The organism is Aequorivita sp. H23M31, assembly GCF_004022485.1.
GTDB classification, from domain to species: Bacteria; Bacteroidota; Bacteroidia; order Flavobacteriales; family Flavobacteriaceae; genus Aequorivita; species Aequorivita ciconiae.
Genome location: NZ_CP034951.1, coordinates 570,965 through 594,283, shown reverse-complemented (window position 1 = coordinate 594,283; position 23,319 = coordinate 570,965). Strand labels below are relative to the sequence as shown.

Genomic DNA, 23,319 nt, shown 5'->3' with positions numbered 1-23,319 from the left:
AAATAGAAGTTATATCTTTAAGCAGCGTGTAGGAAATTGGTTGGTATTGTAAAATATGCTGCATTTTGCAAACTGATAAAATTTAAAAAAAAGTATAACAATCTGAAAAGCATTTTAATATGAAAAAAGTAATGATTACCGTGGATTATAATCCGAATGCGGAGAAGGTGGTAAGAAAAGGATATGAAATGGCCCAGTTGATGGGAGCAGAATTATGTTTATTCCACGTACTGGCAGATGTTCGTTACTATGGAGTACAATACGAACCTTTTATGGGTTATGAAGGATATGCCTTTCCCGTGGATTATAATATACAGAATGAATTTGTAAAAGTTGCTCAGGATTATCTCGAAAAAACGAAAAAGCATTTAAACGGAGAAAATATTACCACACATCTAGTGGAGGGTGATACTGCCAAAAAAATATTGGAATATTCTGAAGAATGGGGAGCGGACTTAATCGTGATGGGTACGCATAGCCATGGCGCACTAGAGAAGATTTTCCTGGGTACCGTTGCCTCAAGTGTTTTGGAGCGGACAAAAATTCCCGTTTATATGGTTCCAATTAATCAATAAAATTAGGAATCCCAACAATTGTCTGGTCGCTTAATTGTATTAATTGCCTCCCAAAAAATAATGATTAACTTTCTAACTTTCTAGCTTATAGAGGGTTAAATTTTTTAAATAGAATGGAATTAGTAATAGCTATTTCCCATTCTATATGGTGAAAAACGTCTATATTCTCCATTGGGCATATAGGGCGAATTGTAATCCCTAAAGATAAAACCACGTCTTGCGTCTTCATAAACAAAATTTTGAACTTTTGTGGAACCATCGGGACTGTAAGTGCTATTCCCTGCAGAAATACCAAAACTTTTGGCATTCAATGAAGTCTTTATTCTGGACTCCTCATAATTTTGGGTAGAGGCCATAGCATCTGACATACTTACGGGTTGACGGAAATTTTCTTTACTCAGCCGAAAGGAAAATGGCATTTTGGAATATTTGTTTACGAATTTTAAGCTGGAAGGGATTGCTGGTAAATTATCCGTTTCAGGAAGAAACAGCTTATCCAACCTTCCCCTATGGGTCTCAAAATCCATTTGGGCCGAAGCGATTACCGGAAAAAGTATAAGAAGAAACAACAGCTTTTTCATAATTGCAAAGATATCAAATTTTGCGCCAAATTCTAAATTTGAATTGGCATTCCATCACTTCAGAATAGAAACAGGAATATAATTGTCGTCTATTCTGAGATGGGAATTATTATCTTTGAAAAAAAAACAAAAAGAAATAAATATGTCTGCTCCCAATTGGAAAATTGTCAAAGAATTTACTGATATAACATATAAAAAATCGAATGGCGTAGCTAGAATTGCTTTTAACCGCCCTGAAGTTAGAAATGCATTTAGACCCAAAACTACTGCGGAATTGCTAGAGGCTTTTCACGATGCCCAAGAAGATACTTCAATTGGGGTAGTTTTGCTTTCGGCGGAAGGACCTTCCCCGAAAGATGGGGTTTACAGTTTTTGCAGTGGCGGAGATCAGAGCGCAAGAGGCCATCAGGGATATGTGGGTGAGGATGGTTACCATCGTCTAAATATTCTGGATGTCCAACGTCTTATCCGTTTTATGCCTAAAGCTGTTATTTGTGTGGTCCCGGGATGGGCCGTGGGTGGAGGGCATAGCCTCCATGTGGTATGTGATTTGACGCTCGCGAGCAAGGAACACGCTATTTTTAAACAGACCGATGCAGATGTTACCAGTTTTGATGGAGGGTACGGAAGTGCATATCTTGCTAAAATGGTGGGGCAAAAAAGAGCTAGAGAAATATTTTTCTTGGGAAGAAATTATTCTGCTCAGGAAGCTTTTGAAATGGGAATGGTTAATGCCGTGGTACCTCACGATGAACTCGAAGATACTGCTTACGAATGGGCACAGGAGATTTTAGCAAAGTCACCAACTTCTATAAAGATGTTGAAATTTGCTATGAACCTCACAGATGATGGAATGGTTGGCCAGCAAGTATTCGCCGGTGAAGCTACGCGTCTTGCATATATGACAGAAGAAGCGAAAGAGGGACGGGATGCATTTTTGGAAAAAAGAAAGCCGAATTTCGAAAAAAAATGGTTGCCTTAAAATGAAGAAACTCATTGGCATTAAGCCGATGAGTTTCTTTTTTGTTATAATACTAGATTGATTTTACTTCTCAAACTTTAATCTTCAGGAAAGACCGAACTTTCATAAGCTCCCGCATCTGGTGGATTGCTTCTATTTACTCCGTTTAAATCTTTAAGAATGGATGGTGGATTTGTAAGATAGATGCCTATATTTTCTGCTCCAGAGGTTTCTTTTTCAATATTAAAATTGTTGAGATCCGTATTTTGAAAATAGGGCTGCGCATTTAAAACGATATCTGTATATCGCACGGGATTTAAGAAATCGTAGAGTGGATTGTTGGTAAATTCGCCACGTGTATCTTCAAAACGCAACAAACTATTTTTAAAATTGAAGTTGAACTGGGCTCCCTCAATTTTACCCAAGGAAAATTCAAATCGTTCGCTTCCGTAGATTATGCAATTTGTAAAATCTGCTTTATTCAGGTCGGCTATTAGATTGCCGTCCTCGACTTCCAACGCATTCGAGATCATTACGGATGGGAAATTTCTAAAACCGGTTTTGGAGTAATTGACAAAAGTGCAGTGGTTAAATTCATAACTTCCACCCAATTGGATTAAAAGGGAAGCTTGACCAGAATTGTTGATCACCATGTTTTCACCGTAAATAGTTCCCGTACGGGATAACAACCCAATATTGGAATTATTATAAATTTCCACATCCTTAAAAGTGACTGGACTATTTTCCACTACCAGACCAATCTGGGCATTTTTTATAGTTGTGTGATGGAATTCATTACCTGTACTGCCATCTGTTAATCTTATATATGCCCACTGTCCGGGCACATCTTTAAAAAATGGCTCCAACCTATCTCCTTGGAAAATAACTTCATTTTCCATTGCGTCACGGTCCATACTTTCTTCGCCCATTACTTTAATAGATCCTGCCACCATAATGCCGCTATTATAATGGAAATGTACTCGTGCTCCAGCCTCAACCGTTAGCGTCTTATTTCGTTTAACTGCGGCGAAACCATATATAACATAGGGCTTTTCATTAGTAAAAGTAAGTTCATTGTCATCAAGGAAAAATCCTGGGATTTCGATAGTATCTTCACCGGAACCCAGAGTTAAAGTTTCTGTAGTACCATCTTCAAATCTTTCAGGGTAGAGAAAAACGGCATCCTTTACCAGGGTAACCAATTCTACCTTTTGCTCTTTCGAACCGCTGTCGAAAACGATCTGATCCGTATAAAGAAATTCGTTGGATGCCACTGGAGGATTGCTGATATCAAAAGTGGTTTCAACAAAAATAAAAATACTGTCCTTGGCCAAAATCTGAACATCTTTAAAGACCTTTCCAGGTACTCCATCAACGTTCAATCTATAATGTGAAGATTCTCCTTGTGCCAGACCCAGGCTGGGAATGTGAATATCATCTTTACTATTGTTATAAACCTTAAGGTTATATGTGCTAGAACCAATATTAGTAAATATTGTATCTAGATAGACGGTATCTTTGGAGAACTCAAGATTTCCGCTACTTGCTACAGTTTCAAAATCATTGCGACAAGAACTCCAAAGTACTAAACAACACAAAATCGCTAAGCCGTATATATATTTCATCTATCTATTCTATTTATTTCCTTGAGAGAAAATTCCATCAAGAAATTTTGGTAAAAATATAACTTTTAATACCTCTTATTATTGTGAAAGAGGGAATATTAAGCGGTTTCAGTATTTCGGACTTAAAATCGATAACCGAGAGAATTTTAAATAGCTATTTTCCCTTTTCTATAATTTCAATTTTAAACAACTTGTCCCAGTTTTTTCCCGTAATATAGAGGATATTGGGTTCTCCTTTATATGCTATTCCGTTTAGCACATCAAGTTCGGGATGTTGTGTCACCTTTGTTTTCAGATCAGTTAGATCAATCACGCCTTCTACCGCACCATTTTTAGGGTCGATTATTGCTATCGATCCCTGTTGGTAAACATTGGCGTAAATTTTTCCTTCTACCCATTCCAATTCGTTTACACTGTTTATTTTACTGGTATTGGTGAATATTTCTATGTAGTCCATTTCCGCGAGATTGTTGGCGCTTAAAGTCCAAATCCTGTCCGTTCCATCACTTTTGTAAATATTGGTACCGTCGTTACATAATCCCCAGCCTTCCTTGCTTGCGCCATATACAAAGGTCCCTGTTTGTTCCATTGTTTTTAGATTGTAAATAAATCCAGTCTTCTCCCGCCATGTAAGTTGATAGATTTTATTGTTCAAAATAGTAAGACCTTCGCCAAAAAAGGCATCGGATAATAGAACTTTTTGAAGAACTTCCCCAGTTTTGTAATCTGTTTTCCTTAGAGAGGAATGTTTGTACTGCCCGGTGCTTTCATATAAGGTATCGTTTGCAAATTCCAAGCCCTGGGTGTATGCCGTAATGTCGTGAGGAAAAGTTTCGAGAATAGTATAGGTATAAAGTTTTGGCTTTATCGAGGATAGAATTGTTAGGTTGTGAGTAGTTTCGTATTCCTTACCGTTGCCGTAAATTTTCGCTTTTAAGGTTTTCATTCCCAACTTTTTATCCGAAAGTGAAAATTTATTATCTGCAACCGATATTCTGTCTTGGTTTAAGAAGTAAGCTATGGAATCAATCGTGATATTTTTTTTGTTGGTTATAGAAAATGTTAGAACATCTTGTGGAGTATATGTTTTCTGTTCATTCTGTATTTCGATTGAAAAAGCATCATTTTCACCTTTTGAATTATCTCCGCAGCTAATTAAGAAGCTGCCTAAAACTATAGTTATTAAGTAATTATAAAACTTCATATAATCGTATATTTTTGCTGCAAGGTATTTATTAAAAATGAAAACTAAAAGCCTTGGAAGGACATGTAAAAAAACCTATATTTGCGCCGTGGCAAGTCCTACACAACCAGCTCCTGTTGAATCCTCCAGGGCGGGAACGCAGCAAAGGTAAATGGTCGTAGCGGTGTGATGTAGGTAGCTTGCCACTTTTTTTTTGGAATTAACTCTTCTTCCCAAATATTCTAAAAAGTCCTAGTTTTCAATGTAAACCGCCAGGGCTTATTTTTCCAAATTTCTCCCGCATAATCTATCCCAATTCTGGTGGAAGTTATAATATCACCTTGGCTTTGAGCATCTTCAATCCATATCCTTTTGGAAAATTCTAAGTTTTCCCCATAAAAAGAGCGGTCCAATCCTATTAATTTTCCAACTCTTCCGGGACCAATACAATTTTCCACCCCTCTGATCAAAACAGCCTCTGGATGATCTTTCGGACCTGTTACAATGTTTAACATCCAATGAACTCCATATATTAGGTATGCATAGACAACTCCACCCGGAGCAAACATTATCTCAGTTCGTTGGGTTCGACCTTTGCTTGCGTGGCTTGCTAAATCATTAGCGCCCAAGTATGCTTCGGTTTCAAGAATCGGTGCTCTTAGAATATGACCATTTCCAAAATCACGCACCAAAATTTTCCCAAGCAGATCTTCAGCTAGAACCAATGAATTTTGCGAACGGAAATATTCTCGATCCAGTTTTTTGTTTAACATTAAAGTTCGTTTTTTAATTCTCCTGATTATTTTTTTTAATATCTGTCCGCTGTAAAATGCAATAAAACATTTAAATCTTTCAATACAAATGAAATTTGCAAAACTTAAGGCATAAGCGCACCTTTGTACTTTATCAGTTATTTATGTCAAAAGTAATATTTATTACCGGTGCTTCATCTGGAATTGGGAAGGCGATTGGAGAATATCTTTCTTTGCGGAATTATGTGGTTTTTGGAACCAGTAGAAATCCCGAACGTATAAAGGATTCGAAATTCCCTCTTATTAAAATGGATGTGAATGATACCGATTCTATTACAGCCGCTGTTTCCGAAATAATCTCAAAAAAGGGTAGGATTGATGTGGTTATAAACAATGCTGGTGTTGGAATTACCGGACCTATTGAGGAAACACCAGAAAACGAGATTAAAAATGCCTTTGGCACTAACTTATTCGGTCCCATAAATGTGATAAAAGCGGTTTTGCCCCAAATGAGGAAACAAGGAGAAGGTTATATTATTAATGTTACTTCTATTGCGGGATATATGGGTTTGCCATACCGAGGAATTTATTCGGCTACCAAGGCAGCATTTGAAATAACCATTGAAGCCATGCGAATGGAAACACTTCAATTTGGAATAAAAATGACCAACGTCGCACCTGGGGATTTTGCGACCAATATAGCCGCTGGCCGTTATCACTCCCCCGTTTTAGAAAACTCACCTTATAAAAGAGCTTATAGCAATACGCTCAAATTAATGGACGAACACGTGGATGGTGGTGAAGATCCAATAAAAATGGCGAAGGTAATATACGGTATAATAAACACGAAAAATCCAAAAATTCATTATAGGGTAGGGGCACCGATGCAGAAAATATCTATCGTTTTAAAACGGATTCTTCCCGACAAGGTTTATGAAAATTTGCTTTTGAAACATTATAAATTAAAATGATACTTCTTTTGCTTTATTTGAAATCCACTTTTCAATTATAGCTGATTTCGAGCTGTATAATTATCCCTTTCCGATTTAAATTTATTTTTTAAAAGTGCACTAAAGTCCCAATCAGAATATTTTTGAATCAATAAATAAAAAATCCAGATTTATGAATTCCCGAAAAGAGCAACTCCAGGCATTTGATAGACTGTTGACCATTATGGACGAACTGAGGGAACAATGCCCGTGGGACCGAAAGCAAACTATGGAAACGCTTCGGCATTTAACCATTGAAGAAACCTATGAGCTGGGAGATGCAATCCTTGATAACGATTTGGAGGAAGTTAAAAAGGAATTGGGAGATGTACTTTTACACATTGTCTTCTACTCGAAAATTGGCAGTGAATCCAATAATTTTGATATTGCTGATGTCTGTAATTCCATTTGTGAAAAACTGATTTCCAGACATCCGCATATTTATGGGGATGTAAAAGTAGCTGATGAAGAAGAAGTAAAACGAAATTGGGAAAATCTAAAACTCAGGGAAGGTAAAAAAAGTGTTTTGGAAGGGGTGCCAAAGTCTTTACCTGCGGTTGTAAAAGCGAGCAGAATACAAGAAAAGGTTGCAGGAGTAGGATTTGATTGGGAGGAACCACAACAAGTATTCGAAAAGCTTCAAGAAGAATTGGGCGAACTGCAACAAGAGATTTCTGATAATAATCCCGAGAAAATGGAAGCCGAGTTTGGGGATGTTCTATTCTCAATGATTAACTACGCGCGTTTTCTAAATATAAATCCCGAGAACGCTCTCGAACGAACCAATAAAAAATTTATTAAACGTTTTCAGTATCTTGAAGATAAGGCCGCTGGATTAAACAAATCGCTTAAAGATATGACTCTCGCGGAGATGGATGTATATTGGAATGAAGCTAAGAATCAGTAGTCAGCGGTCATTAGTCAGGAGTCAGTAGTAGTCTGTAGTCTGTAGTCGGTGGTCGGTATTCATTATTAATTATTGATTATTCATTATGTCTATTTGTTATAAAAAAGAGCAGCCAGTATTTCGTACACTAGCCGCTCCTAATTTAAAGTAAACTGGAAATTTTTACTATTCTCGGATTTCTTTAATTTTCGATAGTTTTGCTTTCCACACTTCCAATTGCTCTTTATGTCTGGCGATGTTGTTGTGCACTTCTCTTACCATCGGATTGTTTTCATCCACGTGATGGAAGAAACCTAGGTTGTTTTCCAATTGGCGTATTTCATCTCGGGTTTCGTCAATTTTCTTGGAAATAAAGAAATGTTCGTTTTGCAGTTTTCTGTCGTCTTCTCGGTTTACAAGGGTATTCAACTTGTTGTCGAATTTTATCAGTTCCGTTTCCTTTTTTCCTAAATCCAATTTCGAGAATAGGCCGTCCAGGGTTTTATTGAATTTTTGCTCAATAAAGCGCTTGTTGTAGGGTACACGACCAATTTCCTTCCATTCAGAAATATGTTTTTTAATATTTTTAACATCATCTTTGTGGTTCCCGCTGAGTTCCATAGCAGCCAGTTTGTTTAGCATTTCCTGCTTGGCTTCAAAATTTGCCATTTCCTCTTTATTCGCCTCATTTTTCTCTGCGTTAAGACGGTCAAAATAATGGTTACAAGCTTTTTTAAACTGTTTCCAAATTTTGTCACTATCTCTTCGTGGCACATGCCCAATGGTTTTCCAGTCGTCTTGGATTTTTTTCATCAAAGGAGTAGTGGTCTCAAAATCTTCACTATCCTTGTTGTCTTCAGCGATTTTTATTAGCTCCCTTTTCTTTTCAAGATTGCTGTATTGGTCTTTCTTCTGGTTTTTATAAAAACTGTTCTTTTGATTGTTAAACGCACTGGTTGCATCTTTGAAAGATTTCCATATTTCCTTGTTGTGGGTGCGTGGTACTCTTCCGGTTTTAAAGAATTCATCACGAAGTTCCTGAACAACTTTTATAGCATTTTGCCAACCTTGATGACTGGGTTGGGCTTCTTCGGTTTGTTTTCTTAAAGCTTCAACAATTTCTTTTTTCTTTTCATAATTGGCGTGGAATTCCTTTTCCATTTCTGCCAATTGATTTTGCCTTTTATCATGGATTACTTTTGTGGCCTCGCTGAATTTATCCCAAACTTCATCTCTATATTCCTTAGCAACCGGACCAATGTCCTCTTTCCACATTTTATGTAGCATTTGCAGTTCCCTAAATGCCTTGTTGATGTCGTTCTCCTGGGCCAACTCTTCGGCACGGGTTATCAACTTAAGTTTTGCATCTAGGTTGTGCTTAAAATCCAAATCGCGGAATTCCCTGTTTAGATGAAGGAAATCATAGAAATTCTCTACGTGGTGATGGTAGGTATTCCAAACGGTATTGTATTTATCCCTAGGAATTGCTCCAGCCAAATGCCATTTTTCCTGGATATCCTTGAAATGTTTATAGGTAGTATTAATATTCTCCTCGGCACTCAATAAACTTTTTAGGTCCTCAATAAGTTCCCATCGTTTAGTGAGATTTCCCTGAAGGTCTTTCTTTAAGTTCTTGTAGTAATTGTTGCGTTTTTCCTTGTAGTCAAAGTAAAGGGAATTGAATTCCTTTTTTAACGGCGTAGTATAGTGGAAGTCTATAATATTACCACCTTCGGCAAGAAATTCTTCTTTTTTCTGTTCGAGCTCTTCGTTAAACTTATTATTGAATTCTGACCGAATTTCCTCTGCTTCGGGCTTTATATCCTGAATTTTTCTGCTTTTTAGAAGTTGTTCGAACTCTGCAATCAGTTCCTTTTTAGAGAGTGAAGAATAATCTTTTTGGGCTTGTTCTTCCTTGTCTTCTTCAGGTTCTTCATCTTCGGAAGATTCTACCTCTTCTTCCTCATCTTCATCCGGGGCTTCGGAATCTATTGCGTTTTCAGAATCTTCCGAAGTCATTGGGGCCTTAGCTTCTGAGAAAGCAACTTTTTGGGCTTCAGAACTCTCTACCTCACTGGTAGTAACATTTTCATCTCCGTATTTTTTTTCCATTGAATTATCCGAAACATTGGAATCTGTCTTCTCTTCGGAGGTTTCTTCTGCTTTCGGAGAATCTATTTCAACATTCTTCTGCTCTTCGGAAACCGGATTGTTTATAGGCTCCACTTCTGAAGCACTCTCAGAACTTGTATCTGGTTTTTCAATTACTTCTTCTCCTCCGCTTGTATCCCCATTATCTACGACCGATTCAGTGTCCAGTTTTTGATGGGGTTGGGTTTCATTTGAAGTGGTTTGGGAATCTTGTTGGTTTTCGATGGAAGGATTTTCGTTATCTTCCGGAGACAATTTTTCTTGCGACATTTCTTTCAATGTTGAGGTTCGAATTTTATTTTAATACGCTGGTCAAGATACTAACAACAACCGAATTGACAAAGCATCGGCAAACTTTTTGTTGAATTCTACGATTTCCAAATTTCCCAAGCTTTTTCGGCCTGAAGTATTAACATGTCCTTACCATTGCTGGTTCTAGCGCCTTTTAGTCGACCTCGTTTTAAGAATTTGGTTTCTGTAGGATTGTAAATTAAATCGAAAAGCAGATGATCGGGGGTTACAAACTGGTAAGGGATATCCGGACAGTCCATAATGTTGGGAAAAGTACCAAGGGGAGTGCAGTTAACAATCAACAAGTGATTTTCAACTGTTTCTCGATCCAGCTGATTATAATTTAGGCAACCATCATCCCTGCGACTTACATATTGGAAGTCGAAACCCAAATTATCCAATGCATAAGCAATGGCTTTTGAGGCACCCCCTTTTCCTAAAATGAGTGCTTTTCTATTCTTTAAGGGAAGAAAGTGTGAAAGGGATTTTTGAAAGCCGAAATAATCTGTATTATAACCTCTTAATTTTTTATCATCTAAAACCTTTATAACGTTGACCGCACCTATTTTTTCTGCCGTTTCATCAAGACTATCCAGAAATGGAATAACAGATTGTTTATACGGAATAGTAACATTAATTCCTTGGAGATTGTTAGTTTCAGAAATTATGTCTGGAAAATTTTCTATAGAAGGTATATCGAAATTCTCATAGGAATGCGCTAAATTTTCCCTTTCAAATTTTTCGCTAAAAAATGATTTCGAAAAGGAATAATCTATATTTCTTCCAATCAATCCGAATTTAGACATGTTGCGTTCGTTTGTGATGATCGTACCAATCGAGGCTGAGCACAATTAGAACACCAAAAATTATAAAGGCAATTGCCAAAATTGTTTCGGTCCCAAAATCGGTTGGAAAATGTCTGTTATAACTCTGTATAATGTCCCGGCCATTGGCGTCGGTAATAGCATTTCCCAGGGCATCCGTTTTATAGACAACATCTTTCCAAGGCCATACAACACCTAAAGAACCGGAAATAAATCCGATTATAACTGCGTAGGTCGCTTTTTTGAATCGTTTAAGAACATAGGCCAAAAGATGCGAAAATGAAACTAGCCCCACCAAGGAACCGATGGAGAAAACTGCTAATACTTTAAGAAGCTCAATACGTTCCACACTGTAGATCCAAGAAAAATCGCCTTGAAATATATTCGCAAATGTATCGAAGAGTGCGTTCACAGAATCGACGAGCAACAGCACATAATTTCCTACTAAAATAAGAATAAAGGAACCTGAGAGTCCAGGCAGTGTCATTCCGGAAACACTGATAATCCCACAGAAAAAAACGAATATAAGATTGCTGTTTTCTTTGGCGGGTTCTAAAAAACTAATTGCCACGCCTACCAAGACTCCTGCAAGGAGAAATAATAAATATTCCCTGTTCCAATGCCCGAAATCTTTGGCTATAAAATAAATAGAACCTATAATCATACCGAAGAAAGTACTCCAGACGAAAAGTTCGTAATGCAGTATCAAATAATCCAATAATTTGGAAACGCTGAAGTAACTGATTACCATTCCCAAGATAAGAAGCAGGAGAAACTGGCCGTTGATATATCTGTAAAAACTTTTAAAACGTCCGTTTATCAAAAGCTTAAAAGCCTTCATATTGACTTTTTGAAGGGAATAAATAAATTCTTCATAAAACCCAGCAACAAAAGCTACTACTCCTCCCGAAACACCTGGAACTTTATTGGCTGCGCCCATCCCCAGACCTTTGAGGACCAACCAAGCTTTATCAGAAAAGGATCTATTTTCGTACATTTTAAGAACCGTGTTCCGTTTTTGGTGTTATGACTCTTTTCAATTTTTACTTACGATTTGTAATTCTGGAAATTTATCTATTTGTTTTTAGAGAATCGAAAATTTTGTTTCTCAATTTAAATAACTTAATATAATAGTTTTATGATTATTTATCTCAAGTTAAACTTCAATCTCCTTATTCTCAGTTACGTCTTTACCCACTGCAAGCCTCTCTAATAAAAATATAGTCAGGAATCCAATTATTCCGAAGACGATAGCCAACAAGATTTGAGGATCACCCTCATAATTTTGGGGTAAAACACTTCTTTCAATAAAAGGAATTTCCTCCCCAGCGTGATTCGTTCGATATTGCAATATTTCCTTCCACGGCCAAATTTTATTTAATGCACCGATCATAAAGCCTGTAAGAACGGCTAAGGTCATGTTCTTATGATGTTTGAACATCCAATTCAAAGTGTTTGAGAAAATTTTCAATCCGAGAATCGCGCCGATCCCAAAAATCAGTAATTTGCCGAAGGCTTGTAGAAATAAAGAACTGTCCAACGTGGTAATTCCATCTCCCAATTGTGTAACAATACCGATAACGGCGGTATAAGCCCCTAATAAAAGAAGGATAAATGCACCTGATATCCCCGGAAGAATCATGGCGATAATGGCAATAAAACCAGCTACAAAAAGAAACCAAAGACTATCGGGTGAACCTATTGGATCCGCGATGGTTATCAAATAGGATAAAACTGAAGCAATAACCATTGCCAGAATTACGGTAAATCTCCAACTGGTCATTTGATTTCCCACATATACTATGCTGGCAATTACCAAACCGAAGAAAAATGACCATACCATAATTGGATATTCAGCCAAGAGCCATGTAATCAGTTTTGCCAGGGATAGGATGCTAATGAAAATTCCTACAAATAGTGATAGTAAAAAGGACAGGTTATATTCCCGCCAGGCTTTAAGAAAGCCCTCATTTTTCCAAATTTTGAAAAACCCCAAATCAATCTTATGAATGGTCTCTATGAGTTCTTCATAAATACCTGAAATGAAAGCTATTGTCCCACCAGAAACTCCTGGAACAACATCCGCAGCGCCCATTGCAAGGCCTTTTGCAGTAATTAAAAGATATTGGAGAAAAGTTCTTTGAGGCATAATTATTTTTGATAAACCCCAAAAGTAAACAAATTAAAGAGATGGATTTTTGTGCTGGGCTATAATTTGCTTTACCTTCTTCATACGATAAACCAAGGGAAAAATCTCTTCAATAATCATGAGAAACTCTGGCTCTGCCTTAAGTGCATTCCTTAGGTGGAATTCTCCTTTTGCGGATTCGCGTAGTGAGAAGTATAGTCCAGATAAGCGGTATTCAATCTCTGGATTTGTAGGATAAAATTCCAAAGCTTGGTTAAAATTGTTTACTGCAGCTTCATACTCTCCAAGATTGGTAAGTATATCTCCTCGAGTTAGCCAGGATTCCAGTTCATAGTTTCCCAGTTCTAGGGCTTTTCGGTAGCCAACTTCCGCTTCTTCAAAATGTTTTAGACGATTGTTTATCTTAGCATAACGTTTCCAATAAGCCACATTTTCACCGTCGATGCTTATTGCCTTTTCAATATAATAAAGGGCTTTTTGAAACTGTCTATTTTTATAATAAAAGTCGGTAATGGCAATCCAGCCCTTATCTAAAAGACCATCTTCCTCTACACATTTGGTGTAAAATTGAATTGCCAACTCGGCATTGCCCAATTTTTCATAGCATTTACCAATCCGCAATAGGGCATAGGAGGTGGGATCGTCAAGCCCTAAAGTTATTGAATAGCTTTCAATAGCTTCAGTGTATCTTTTCAATTTCTCCAAAACCCTTCCTTTTTCAAGGTAAGCTCCTATAAAACTATCATCACTAATAATGGCAAAATCATAAGCGGCAAGAGCTCTTTTATATTTCTTTAGCTCGTAATATTGTTTTCCTACTTGTAGCCAAGCAACTCCGCAATAAGGATTTTTATTTAGAAAGTCGTTCAGAAAATCGATAGCTTCTTCATGTTCCTCTAAATATTCAAAACAGTAAACAACATTAAATAAGGCAGAATAATCTTCTTCATCTTCTTCCAGGCAGCGCATAAAAAAGAGCTTTGCGTGCTCAAAGTCTTCCATAAAGAGGTATTCCATTCCCAATAGGGAAAGTACATCCACGGGATCATCGGTTATTTCCAATGCCTTTTCAAGTAGTTTTATAGCTTCTTTATGATTGTCCCTACGGGAATATATGTTGGCTTTTTGGATATAAATTTCCTCATTGCTCTGCTCCAAAAGAGAAAGTACATCCAGGAGTTCTTCAGCAAGTTCAAGCTTATCCTCAAAGATGTACATCTCTATTTGAAAAAGCTTGAGGTTAGTAGAAGAGGGATGTTGTTCCAGCCCAAGTTTAGTGGCTTTTTTGGCAAGTGCTATTTTTCCGTTCTCCAGATAATAATGCACGATGTCCTCAAATTCCTCTGAATCAAAGAAAAGAACATTGTTCGTCTTTAACATCGATTCGAATCTGGCCAGGGAGAAGTTGTTATGCTCGTCCGAACTTAATTCCATACTGCACGGTTTAACGGGTTCTTCTATTTTTAAAGATAATAATGTTAATGATATTTCAATTGTTATGCCGTGTTTATTGTTAACGGACTTATTAACACAAATATGCGTGTATATTGTTGATTAACAGTTTGTTGGTTTTCCTTACTGAGAATTGATGCCATTTAGTATATTTATGAGTTTTTGGCATCCTTCCTTAATTTCATCAATGGAAATAGTTAGAGGCGGCGTTATGCGAATCGCTCGTCCTTCAAAAAGTAACCAAAAAAGTATAAGGCCTTCATCTTTTGCTCGCAGGATTACCTCAGTAGCGAGTTCAGAGGTTTCCAAAATGGGAGCCAACATAAGGCCTCTTCCGCGAACTTCTTTTATTAGGGGATGTTTTAAAAGTTTTCTGAAAAGTTTTTCCTTCTTAAGGGTTTGCTCTATCAAATCTGTTTCAGTCAATTCCCTCAGAGTTGCCAAGGCGGCTGATGCAATTACGGGATTTCCGCCGAAGGTGGTAATATGACCTAACTTAGGATGATCCTGAAGTAGTGCCATAACCTTGTGAGAGGCAGTAAATGCACCAATCGGCATTCCGCTGGCCATTCCTTTGCCCATAACTAAAATGTCTGGAACAATCCCAAAATGTTGAAAGGCAAAAAGTTTTCCCGTTCTTCCAAAGCCAGGTTGTATTTCATCTAAAATAAGCAGAGTTCCTGTTTTGTTGCAGCGCTCTCTCAATTTTTTGAAATAATCATTTTCAGGTTGAACGAAGCCAGCGCCACCCTGAATGGTCTCTAAAATGACCGCGGCAGTTTCAGAAGTAATTTTGGATAAATCGTTTTCGTTGTTAAAAGTGATGGGAAAACAATCGGGAACCAAAGGTTTAAAGGCGTTTTTTCGCTCTTCAAAACCCATTACGCTCATTGAGCCCATGGTGTTTCCATGATAAGCATTGTGGGCATATAGAATTTGAGATCTTCCAGTGGCACGGCGGGCTAGCTTTAACGAGCCTTCAATAGCTTCGGTGCCACTGTTTACTAAATAGGTACTATCCAGATTATCCGGAAGATTTTCTGAAAGCAATTTGGCAAGTGCAACAGCAGGTTCTTGAATATATTCCCCATATACCATTACGTGAAGGTACTTCTCAACTTGGTTTTTAATTTCGGAAACAACCCGGGGATGGCAATGTCCTAGGGTACAGGCAGAAACTCCAGCCACAAAATCCAAGTGGCTTCTCCCTGAAGTGTCATATATATAACTCCCTTTTGCATGGGAAATTTCCAAAGCCAAAGGATGGGGGCTCGTTTGAGCCTGGTATTTATAAAAATCGTCTATCATTATATAATTGGAAATGTGATTTGGCAAATTCGCGAAAATTAGAAACTATCTGCAGATTATGCCGAACAAAATTATTGTTTCTTCCCGAATGCCGGAGCAGATTCCGTTTTTTCGGGAACTTTTTCCTCCTCGATTACCTCGTTTTCTTCGGTCTCCGGTTTTGGGTCGTCAGGTCTATTTTGTAGATCCTTAGGAGAAAGTTTTGATTCTTTGGGCAGTTTAACCTCTTCAATAGGGATATTCTCAAAAAATTGTCCTTCATCTTCTGGTAACGGAATTCCTGTGATCTTAGGTAGAATAGGAACCGGTTTTCCTTTAAAAAGATCTGCAATAGAATACAATCGTTCTTCTCCTCTCCAATTGAAACCAGTCAGCAAACGAGCATTTTCTGGAAACTTGGAGGGCGGATTCAGTTTGCCGGGTACCTTTTTGAAAAATTTAACCCCTGTAATTTGTTGATTTTCAAGGTACATTTGGATAGAACTTGCCAAAGTGACATTTATTCCTGTAAGTTCTCCTTCATCATTTCGCAAATAATAAAGAACTTGAGCGTTCTTATTTATATTTACCGTATCCAATTCATTGTTAGTGAATAGTCCTGTTAGTCGTTCTCCTTTTACCTGATTAAAACCGGTGCTGTCTTTTTGGATCAGGAAGGCATTGTTGAAAACCTTCAAGGTATCCAGTTTATCGGTCAGGGTGTCTGATAGAAGATGGATCGTATCTCCAGTCATTTGATTGTCACCACTCCAAAGGACCGGATTTCGCAACAATTTTGTAATTCCTCTTTTTTCATCTACATAGATAGAATCACATTTTCCGCTCATGGGTTCTTCCTCCATCTTGCCTGGGTTGAACATCCGTGCCCGATAAAATCCCCGTAGAATTCGATTATCTGGTTTTCCTGTTATCCTTAAGGTATCTGCGTGAACGTAGAAGGTATCTTTTTCTCTTACGGTAATGGCCAAGGCTCTTTTCGTAATAAAAACAGAATCTTTTTCGCGAAAGACTTCGGCATAGTGTCCTCTGAGTTCGCTATTGTTCATTGTGTCGATTACTCTTATGTTGTTCGTAGCGGAAGCGAAACTCTCCTTTCTATTAAAGTAAATACTGTCGCCATAAAGGACGCGGTTTTCATAATCAACTCTGGAATTTTTAACAAAATATCCGGTATCTCCACGGGTGTCGTAATATCCCCGTTCACAATATATTGTACTCGTCTCGCTGGTGATAGTCGAAGGACCATAAAGATACGCTCCACCAGTTTCCGAAAAGAAATCCAATTGGTTGCTTTTAAGAGTGTATTTTGGGTTGACAATTTTTACATCAGCGAGAAACTGATACTTTTTACTATCCGCAAAATATCTTCCGCTTTTACTGGTGAGGACGCTAGCAGTATCTCTCACCGTTCCACCTGTGCGATAGTAAGCTTGCTGCTTTATTCGGTCAAAATATAGCGTGTCAGTTTGAAGTGTGGTTTTCGGCTCTGTTAAGATTACATTGCCGCTGGCAAATGCAAATTGAGTATTACCATTATATTCCGCGTAATTGCTATTTAAGGAAATGGTATCCGCCTGCGTTATTCGGACGTCGCCATAAGCTTTGACAAAATTTTCTTTAATATAAACAAATGCTTGGTCGCACCACATTTGAACTCCTTCGTGAACGATATAAACTTGTCCGGTTTCGTCCATGGTATAAATAGCTGCATCGGGAAATTCAGGACGTCTTTCAAGATAACCCGATTGAATATCAACCTGTTCTTTTTTCTGGGCCGAAAGTGTTGCTCCAAAAAAAAAGAAGATTACAAATGAAAAGAAATACGATATTTTCAAAATAGGTTTTTCTGTCATTAAAGAACGAAAATATCACTAGAAAATTGACTATCTATGAATGGTTTGCTTTCGATCTGGACCAACGGAAACAATCTTGATAGGAACCTCCAATTCTTTCTCAAGGAAATCGATATAATCGTTTAAGGGTTTTGGGAGCTGCGATGCTTTATCCATATTTGTAAGATCTTCCATCCAACCTTTCATTTCTGTATAGATAGGAGTTACGTTTTCCGCTTCAATGTTGAAAGGTAAATGATGAATAGTCTCGCCTCTATAATTATATGCGGTACATATCTTTAAGGTATCAAACCCACTTAATACGTCTGCCTTCATCATAATTAGTTGCGTTACTCCGTTTACTTGCACTGCGTAACGCAAGGCTACAAGATCCAACCATCCACAACGTCGAGGTCTACCAGTTACGGCGCCAAACTCATTTCCAATTTTGGCCATTTTTTCGCCCACATGATCAAATAGTTCGGTAGGGAAGGGGCCACTACCAACTCTTGTGGTATAAGCTTTAAAGATTCCAAAAACATCCTTAACCTTATTTGGGGGCACTCCTAAACCGGTACAAGCACCTGCGGCGGTAGTATTTGAGGAAGTTACAAAAGGGTAAGTTCCAAAATCTATATCGAGCAAAGATCCTTGGGCGCCTTCAGCTAGAATGGTTTTCCCTTCTTGTTGGGCTTGGTGGATATATTCCTCGCTATCAATAAACTGAAGCGTTTTCAAAGTTTCTACAGCTGCAAAGAATTCCGCTTCAAGATCGGCTAGGTCATACTGCACGTCCACATTGTAAAAAGCAATCAGAGCTTCGTGCTTATCGGCAAGAGCACGATATTTTTCTTGCCAATTATCCATTTCTAGGTCGCCTATACGAATACCGTTACGACCTGTTTTGTCCATATATGTCGGGCCAATACCTTTTAAAGTAGATCCAATTTTGGCTTTACCCTTAGAAGCTTCCGAAGCAGCATCCAGTAAGCGATGTGTTGGCAGAATAAGATGGGCTTTCCGGGAAATACAGAGATTTTTTAAATAATCTACATTGTATTTATCCAATCCTTCGAGCTCCTTAACGAAAACCACGGGGTCAATTACTACTCCGTTTCCAATAAGATTCATGGAGTTTTTATGGAAAATCCCAGAGGGAATAGTCCTTAGCACGTGTTTGATTCCATCAAATTCCAAAGTATGCCCTGCATTTGGACCTCCCTGGAAACGTGCGATAATATTGTAGTTTTTTGTGAGAACATCGACAATTTTTCCTTTGCCTTCGTCACCCCACTGTAATCCAAGTAATAAGTCGACTGCCATAATTTATTGATCATTGGTACCCTCAGAATCGGGATTTTTTTTGCTGCCGTAAAAATAGAGAGAATGGGCTTTTATGTCAATATTGAAGACCTCTTCGATAGTTTTTTGAATGGAGTAAATTCGAGGATCGCAGAATTCAATTACCTCGCCATCTTCCAAGATTATATGATCGTGGTTGCTATCGAAATATGATTTTTCGTAAAGAGCCTGGTTCTGCCCAAATTGGTGCTTGCGGACCAATCCGCATTCCAACAATAGTTCAATAGTGTTGTAAAGGGTGGCGCGGCTAACACGGTAATTCTTATTTTTCATATTTATGTATAACGATTCAATATCAAAATGATCGTCGTGGTCATAAATTTCTTGAAGGATAGCGAATCGTTCCGGAGTTTTCCGGTGCCCTTTTTCACCCAAAAAATCGGTAAAGACTTTCTTTACGATTTCTTGATTTGATATGTCGGATTTTGAACTCATATTTTTACGAGGGCAAAGTTACTTAAATTTTAGACTCTTGTCACTTTATCGATTCCGTTTATTTTTTTGATGTTTTCCGCAAGATTATTGAGAATGGTTTTGTTCTTTACAACGACCACAATTCTACCTGTAAACACTCCGTCATTACTGTCAAAGTGAACACTTTTCATATCAATATGCAGGTTTCCGGAAATAACTTTGGTCACTTCATTTACCAAACCTATAGTATCTATACCACTAATGGTCAAGATGGCCTTAAATTCCTGTTGCGTAGAATCGATCCATTTGGCAGGCATTATTCGGTAACTGTAATTACTTTGAAGCTGGAGGGCATTTGGACAGTTTGTTTTGTGGACCTTAATTCCTTCATTTACGGTCACGAATCCAAAAACATCATCTCCGGGAATTGGATTACAGCAGTTGGCCATTTTATAATCCAATTTTTCCTCGTTTCTGCCAAAAACCAGTTGATCGAATTTTTCTGTAATTTCTTCCTTATGAACGTCTTCGGGTTTTTCAGGTTTCCGAATACGATTTTTAAAGAAACTTATAAAAGCGTTACTACGGGAGGATGCGAAATCCTTTAACTTTTGATTGTCGATAATTCCAGCGCCAACGCGGTAAAATAAATCCAAACTGGTTTTAACCTTAAAGTAAACGACAAGTTGATTAACCGTGTTTTCATCTAAATTAAGCTTTAAGGATTTCAATTTTCTCTTAAGAATTTCCTTTCCTTCTTCAGCCAGTTTTTTCTTTTCATCTTTAAGAGATCCCTTAATTTTGGATCGTGCCCGTCCAGTTGTGGCATAATTTAACCAGTTTGCAGAAGGTCTTGAATTTTCCGAAGTAATTACTTCCACCTGGTCCCCACTTTTAAGTTCGTGACTCAGCGGGACCAATTTTCCATTTACCCGAGTTCCACGGGTATGCATGCCAATTTCTGTGTGTACGTGAAAGGCGAAATCCAAAGCTGTTGCCCCTTTTGGAAGAGAATATAAATCTCCTTTGGGGGAAAAGACGAAAATCTCCTTGGCGTAAAGATTCAATTTGAACTCTTCCACGAAATCCACTGCACTGATTTCTGAATTTTCAAGCGTTTCTTGAAGTTTGTTCAACCAGCTTTCAAGGCCGGCTTCATCTTTTTCCTTGTGCTTGTATTTATAGTGAGCGGCAAATCCTTTTTCTGCAATTTCGTTCATACGCTGACTGCGTATCTGTACTTCCACCCATCTGCCTTTTGGTCCCATTACCGTAATGTGCAAAGCTTCATAGCCTGTGGATTTAGGAGAGGAAATCCAGTCGCGAAGGCGAATGGGATTGGGTCTAAAATGATCGGTTACTATGGAATATATTTTCCAGGCAAAGAATTTTTCATTTTCTGGCTGGCATTCATAAATAATCCGAACGGCAAATTTGTCGTAAACCTCATCAAAGGTGACATTTTGTGCCAACATTTTTTTCCGAATGGAGAAAATGGATTTTGGACGACCCTTGATTTCATATTTTAAATCCTCAGCGTCGAGCGACTTTTGGATTACCTTGTTGAATGCTTCAATATATGCGTCTTGTTCTTCCTTACTTTCTTTTATTCTGCTTAAGATATCCCTATAAACATCGGGTTCAGTGAATTTTAGTCCCAAATCCTCCAATTGCGTCTTTATATTGTAAAGTCCAATGCGGTGGGCGAGGGGAGCGTAAATGTAAAGTGTTTCGGAAGCAATCTTACGTTGCTTATCCGGCGGCATGGAATCCATTGTCTGCATATTGTGCAGTCGATCGGCAATTTTTATAATGATAACGCGGATGTCCTCATTTAGGGTGAGTAGCATTTTCCTAAAGTTCTCCGCTTGCATGGACACGTCGCCTGTCATGGAAATATTGGCAATTTTGGTGAGGCCATCTACTATTTTGGCAACGGCCGTACCGAACATTCGCTCAATATCCTCTAAGGTATAATGCGTATCCTCAACTACGTCGTGCAAGAGTGCGGCGGCAATGGAAGTGGCATCCAAACCAATTTCGGATGCGACAATTTTTGCCACTGCAATTGGATGAAAAATATAAGCTTCCCCGCTCTTACGGCGCTGGTCTTTATGTGCGTCGACCGAAAGGTCAAAGGCAGTACGAATAAGTTTCTTATCTTCCTTGCTAAGAGTGCGATAGCTAATTTTAAGCAATTGCTTGTATTGCTTGGCAATCTCTTTGTTTTCTTTTTCTATAAAGGCGTCTGTCATAAACCTAAAAGTACAGATAAGTAATTTAATTAACAACAAAATAAATGAAGGGAAAAGTTCAGGTTAGAGAGCTCTTTTAATGAAGAATTTGATATTTGTTGGCTATATTTAAAAGCTTAAAACGAATTAATATGGTTTTTGATTTTATAGATTCTCTCTTAATGGTGCTGCTATTGGTGGGACCTATTTATGTGTTGGCAGGAATGGTTATGACGCTATTTCCACCAAAAGAAATAAATGGTTTATATGGCTATCGGACTCGCAATTCCATGAAAAATCAAGAAAGATGGAATTTTGCCCAAAAATATTCCGCAAAGGAAATGATTAAATTAGGGGGAATTCTGTTGATTTCATCTGGATTGGGATTGCTTTTCAATCCTTCAAAAGATATGGCTTTAATTCTCGGCATATTTCTGATGGTCGCAATAACAGTAGTTCTATTCCTAAAAGTAGAAAAGGAAATAAACAGGAGATTTGGTAAAGTAGACTAAGAAGAAAAAAGCCTTAGTTAAGTTCTGTTTACTCTATCGAGTGGAGTCTTCGGATTTTTTCTTTTAAAATTATGGCTGCACTGGTGTAGCCGCCTTCGGTCCCGTCAACAAAATGGATATGTTTTTCCGCTCTATCTTCAATGTAACAAGACATTATTGAAGCGTGGGTTATATGCAAACCATAAACGATCTTGTTTTTCGACTCTAGATCATCTAATAGAACTTTTAATTGTTTAACTTCTTTCTCCGTTCCTGATAGTACGGTGTTTAGAAAACCGTCCATCATTATGGTATCGGACAGTTGGGTAATTCTATATTTATACAATCTTCCGTTTCGGAAATATTTAAAATAAAATCGGCCAAAAAATGTGACAAACCAATTACGAAGCAAATAAATAGGCCGGGACCTTCCTAATTTTAGATTCATTTCTTTTTGAATATTGGACAATGAAGTATTCAGTTTTAGTCTTAAGGTTGAAATAGGATTACGTATCTCCAAATTGCCAAATATGGAGTCTATTTCTTTCATTATAATACTATATACTTCAGGCTGATCTTTTTCATTTTTACAGTCCACCAGAAGGCAGATTACCTTTTTATCAGTGGTTTTGGGATAAATTTCATCCCAGCGGCACTCCATTCCTTCCAGATTGGGAACTTCAACTGTATTTTTTTCATCACTAGAGTTTTTGAAACTTTCTTTAATTTCACGCTCTGCGTACTTCAGTCCCTTGCCTAAAACTACGGGTGCAGTAAAAAGTTTGTTATATCTTATTTTAGTGATTTTTAAGGTAATACCTTTTAAATAGACATCTTGCACACCAAGATAGCCAAAACGAAGCATAAGCTGGAAAGTATTTTCTATATGGCGGGAGTAATTTTGGAGAGCCTTTAAAACGGTTCCCAATGTGGAATTGGGTATTAAAAATGTAGCCCCATCGCCCCCAAAGAAATAAGGAACTTCGATTTTATGATCCAGATTTTTAAGAGTATTTAAAACCGTAACAATACTGCCAGTAGCACTTAAATTAACGTCGTTATGAGCTCCTTTTTGAACTGCTTGGGTTGAATTTTCTATATCTGCAATTACAATAGACCAGGTTTTTGGAACAACAGAAAATAATGCTTCACGGGTAAGAAGTTCTGAAAGAGAAAGATTGTTTTTAGCTATATTTTTATAGAAGTCCAAATCGTTTTGCATCCTTATAAATGTCGGTAAAAATTGACAGAAATAGTCA

Annotated in this window: 20 protein-coding genes and 1 other RNA gene; 6 read left to right on the top strand and 15 right to left on the bottom strand. The window is 37.8% G+C overall.

Annotated features, from left to right (window positions below):
* Positions 1-119 precede the first annotated feature (119 nt).
* Positions 120-575, top strand: a complete 456-nt coding sequence (locus EI546_RS02720) for a universal stress protein (RefSeq protein ID WP_128249102.1) — start codon at positions 120-122, stop codon at positions 573-575.
* Between the two features lie 119 nt (positions 576-694).
* On the opposite strand, the gene EI546_RS02715 is transcribed toward EI546_RS02720, so the two are convergent.
* Positions 695-1,156 carry a hypothetical protein gene (locus EI546_RS02715; RefSeq protein ID WP_128249101.1) on the bottom strand — a complete coding sequence of 154 codons (462 nt, stop codon included), beginning with the start codon at positions 1,154-1,156 and terminating at the stop codon, positions 695-697.
* Between the two features lie 142 nt (positions 1,157-1,298).
* Between EI546_RS02715 and EI546_RS02710 the strand changes: the two genes are divergently transcribed.
* The gene (locus EI546_RS02710) at positions 1,299-2,138 is read left to right on the top strand and encodes a 1,4-dihydroxy-2-naphthoyl-CoA synthase (protein WP_128251514.1); all 840 of its coding nucleotides are present in this window, start codon (positions 1,299-1,301) and stop codon (positions 2,136-2,138) included.
* Positions 2,139-2,215: 77 nt separating this feature from the next.
* Here the strand turns inward: EI546_RS02710 and EI546_RS02705 are convergent, their stop codons facing one another.
* Positions 2,216-3,742 (bottom strand): hypothetical protein, encoded by a 1,527-nt coding sequence (locus EI546_RS02705; RefSeq protein WP_128249100.1) that lies wholly within the window; start codon positions 3,740-3,742, stop codon positions 2,216-2,218.
* A gap of 154 nt (positions 3,743-3,896) precedes the next feature.
* On the bottom strand, positions 3,897-4,946 hold the full coding sequence (locus EI546_RS02700) for a glutaminyl-peptide cyclotransferase (protein WP_128249099.1): 1,050 nt from the start codon (positions 4,944-4,946) through the stop codon (positions 3,897-3,899).
* Between the two features lie 89 nt (positions 4,947-5,035).
* On the opposite strand from EI546_RS02700, the gene ffs reads away from it, so the two are divergent.
* Positions 5,036-5,134: signal recognition particle sRNA small type (gene ffs, locus EI546_RS02695), an RNA gene on the top strand.
* Positions 5,135-5,167: 33 nt separating this feature from the next.
* Here ffs and EI546_RS02690 read toward each other — a convergent pair.
* Positions 5,168-5,698, bottom strand: a complete 531-nt coding sequence (locus EI546_RS02690) for a DNA-3-methyladenine glycosylase (RefSeq protein ID WP_128249098.1) — start codon at positions 5,696-5,698, stop codon at positions 5,168-5,170.
* Between the two features lie 143 nt (positions 5,699-5,841).
* Between EI546_RS02690 and EI546_RS02685 the strand changes: the two genes are divergently transcribed.
* Both EI546_RS02685 and mazG read left to right on the top strand, forming a co-directional pair.
* Positions 5,842-6,648: an SDR family oxidoreductase gene (locus EI546_RS02685; RefSeq protein ID WP_128249097.1), complete on the top strand. Its 807-nt coding sequence runs from the start codon at positions 5,842-5,844 to the stop codon at positions 6,646-6,648.
* A gap of 151 nt (positions 6,649-6,799) precedes the next feature.
* On the top strand, positions 6,800-7,573 hold the full coding sequence (gene mazG, locus EI546_RS02680; protein ID WP_128249096.1) for a nucleoside triphosphate pyrophosphohydrolase: 774 nt from the start codon (positions 6,800-6,802) through the stop codon (positions 7,571-7,573).
* A 165-nt stretch (positions 7,574-7,738) separates the two neighbouring features.
* Here the strand turns inward: mazG and EI546_RS02675 are convergent, their stop codons facing one another.
* The 10 genes from EI546_RS02675 to EI546_RS02630 all read right to left on the bottom strand — a co-directional run bounded on the left by EI546_RS02675 (position 7,739) and on the right by EI546_RS02630 (position 21,590).
* Entirely contained in the window at positions 7,739-9,973 is a 2,235-nt protein-coding gene (locus EI546_RS02675) for a DUF349 domain-containing protein (protein WP_128249095.1), read from the bottom strand.
* A 98-nt stretch (positions 9,974-10,071) separates the two neighbouring features.
* Entirely contained in the window at positions 10,072-10,800 is a 729-nt protein-coding gene (locus EI546_RS02670; RefSeq protein WP_128249094.1) for a shikimate dehydrogenase family protein, read from the bottom strand.
* Complete coding sequence (locus EI546_RS02665; RefSeq protein WP_128249093.1) at positions 10,793-11,815, bottom strand: DUF368 domain-containing protein; 1,023 nt, start codon at positions 11,813-11,815, stop codon at positions 10,793-10,795. Before EI546_RS02665 ends, EI546_RS02670 begins: the two co-directional genes overlap by 8 nt.
* A 159-nt stretch (positions 11,816-11,974) precedes the next feature.
* The gene (locus EI546_RS02660) at positions 11,975-12,967 is read right to left on the bottom strand and encodes a DUF368 domain-containing protein (protein WP_128249092.1); all 993 of its coding nucleotides are present in this window, start codon (positions 12,965-12,967) and stop codon (positions 11,975-11,977) included.
* Between the two features lie 33 nt (positions 12,968-13,000).
* Entirely contained in the window at positions 13,001-14,401 is a 1,401-nt protein-coding gene (locus EI546_RS02655; RefSeq protein WP_128249091.1) for a tetratricopeptide repeat protein, read from the bottom strand.
* Positions 14,402-14,542: 141 nt separating this feature from the next.
* Positions 14,543-15,727: an aspartate aminotransferase family protein gene (locus EI546_RS02650; protein WP_128251513.1), complete on the bottom strand. Its 1,185-nt coding sequence runs from the start codon at positions 15,725-15,727 to the stop codon at positions 14,543-14,545.
* A gap of 71 nt (positions 15,728-15,798) precedes the next feature.
* Complete coding sequence (locus tag EI546_RS02645) at positions 15,799-17,580, bottom strand: OstA-like protein (RefSeq protein WP_128249090.1); 1,782 nt, start codon at positions 17,578-17,580, stop codon at positions 15,799-15,801.
* Positions 17,581-17,610: 30 nt separating this feature from the next.
* Complete coding sequence (locus EI546_RS02640; protein ID WP_128249089.1) at positions 17,611-18,882, bottom strand: adenylosuccinate synthase; 1,272 nt, start codon at positions 18,880-18,882, stop codon at positions 17,611-17,613.
* Between the two features lie 3 nt (positions 18,883-18,885).
* Positions 18,886-19,356, bottom strand: a complete 471-nt coding sequence (locus EI546_RS02635; RefSeq protein WP_128249088.1) for a Fur family transcriptional regulator — start codon at positions 19,354-19,356, stop codon at positions 18,886-18,888.
* 29 nt (positions 19,357-19,385) lie between these two features.
* Positions 19,386-21,590, bottom strand: coding sequence for a RelA/SpoT family protein (locus EI546_RS02630; RefSeq protein WP_128249087.1), 2,205 nt, complete (start codon positions 21,588-21,590; stop codon positions 19,386-19,388).
* A 131-nt stretch (positions 21,591-21,721) separates the two neighbouring features.
* On the opposite strand from EI546_RS02630, the gene EI546_RS02625 reads away from it, so the two are divergent.
* Positions 21,722-22,081, top strand: a complete 360-nt coding sequence (locus EI546_RS02625; protein ID WP_240673144.1) for an SdpI family protein — start codon at positions 21,722-21,724, stop codon at positions 22,079-22,081.
* Positions 22,082-22,109: 28 nt separating this feature from the next.
* On the opposite strand, the gene EI546_RS02620 is transcribed toward EI546_RS02625, so the two are convergent.
* A complete protein-coding gene (locus tag EI546_RS02620; RefSeq protein WP_128249086.1) occupies positions 22,110-23,282 on the bottom strand; it encodes a DUF3095 domain-containing protein in 1,173 nt (390 codons plus the stop codon).
* Positions 23,283-23,319: the final 37 nt, after the last annotated feature.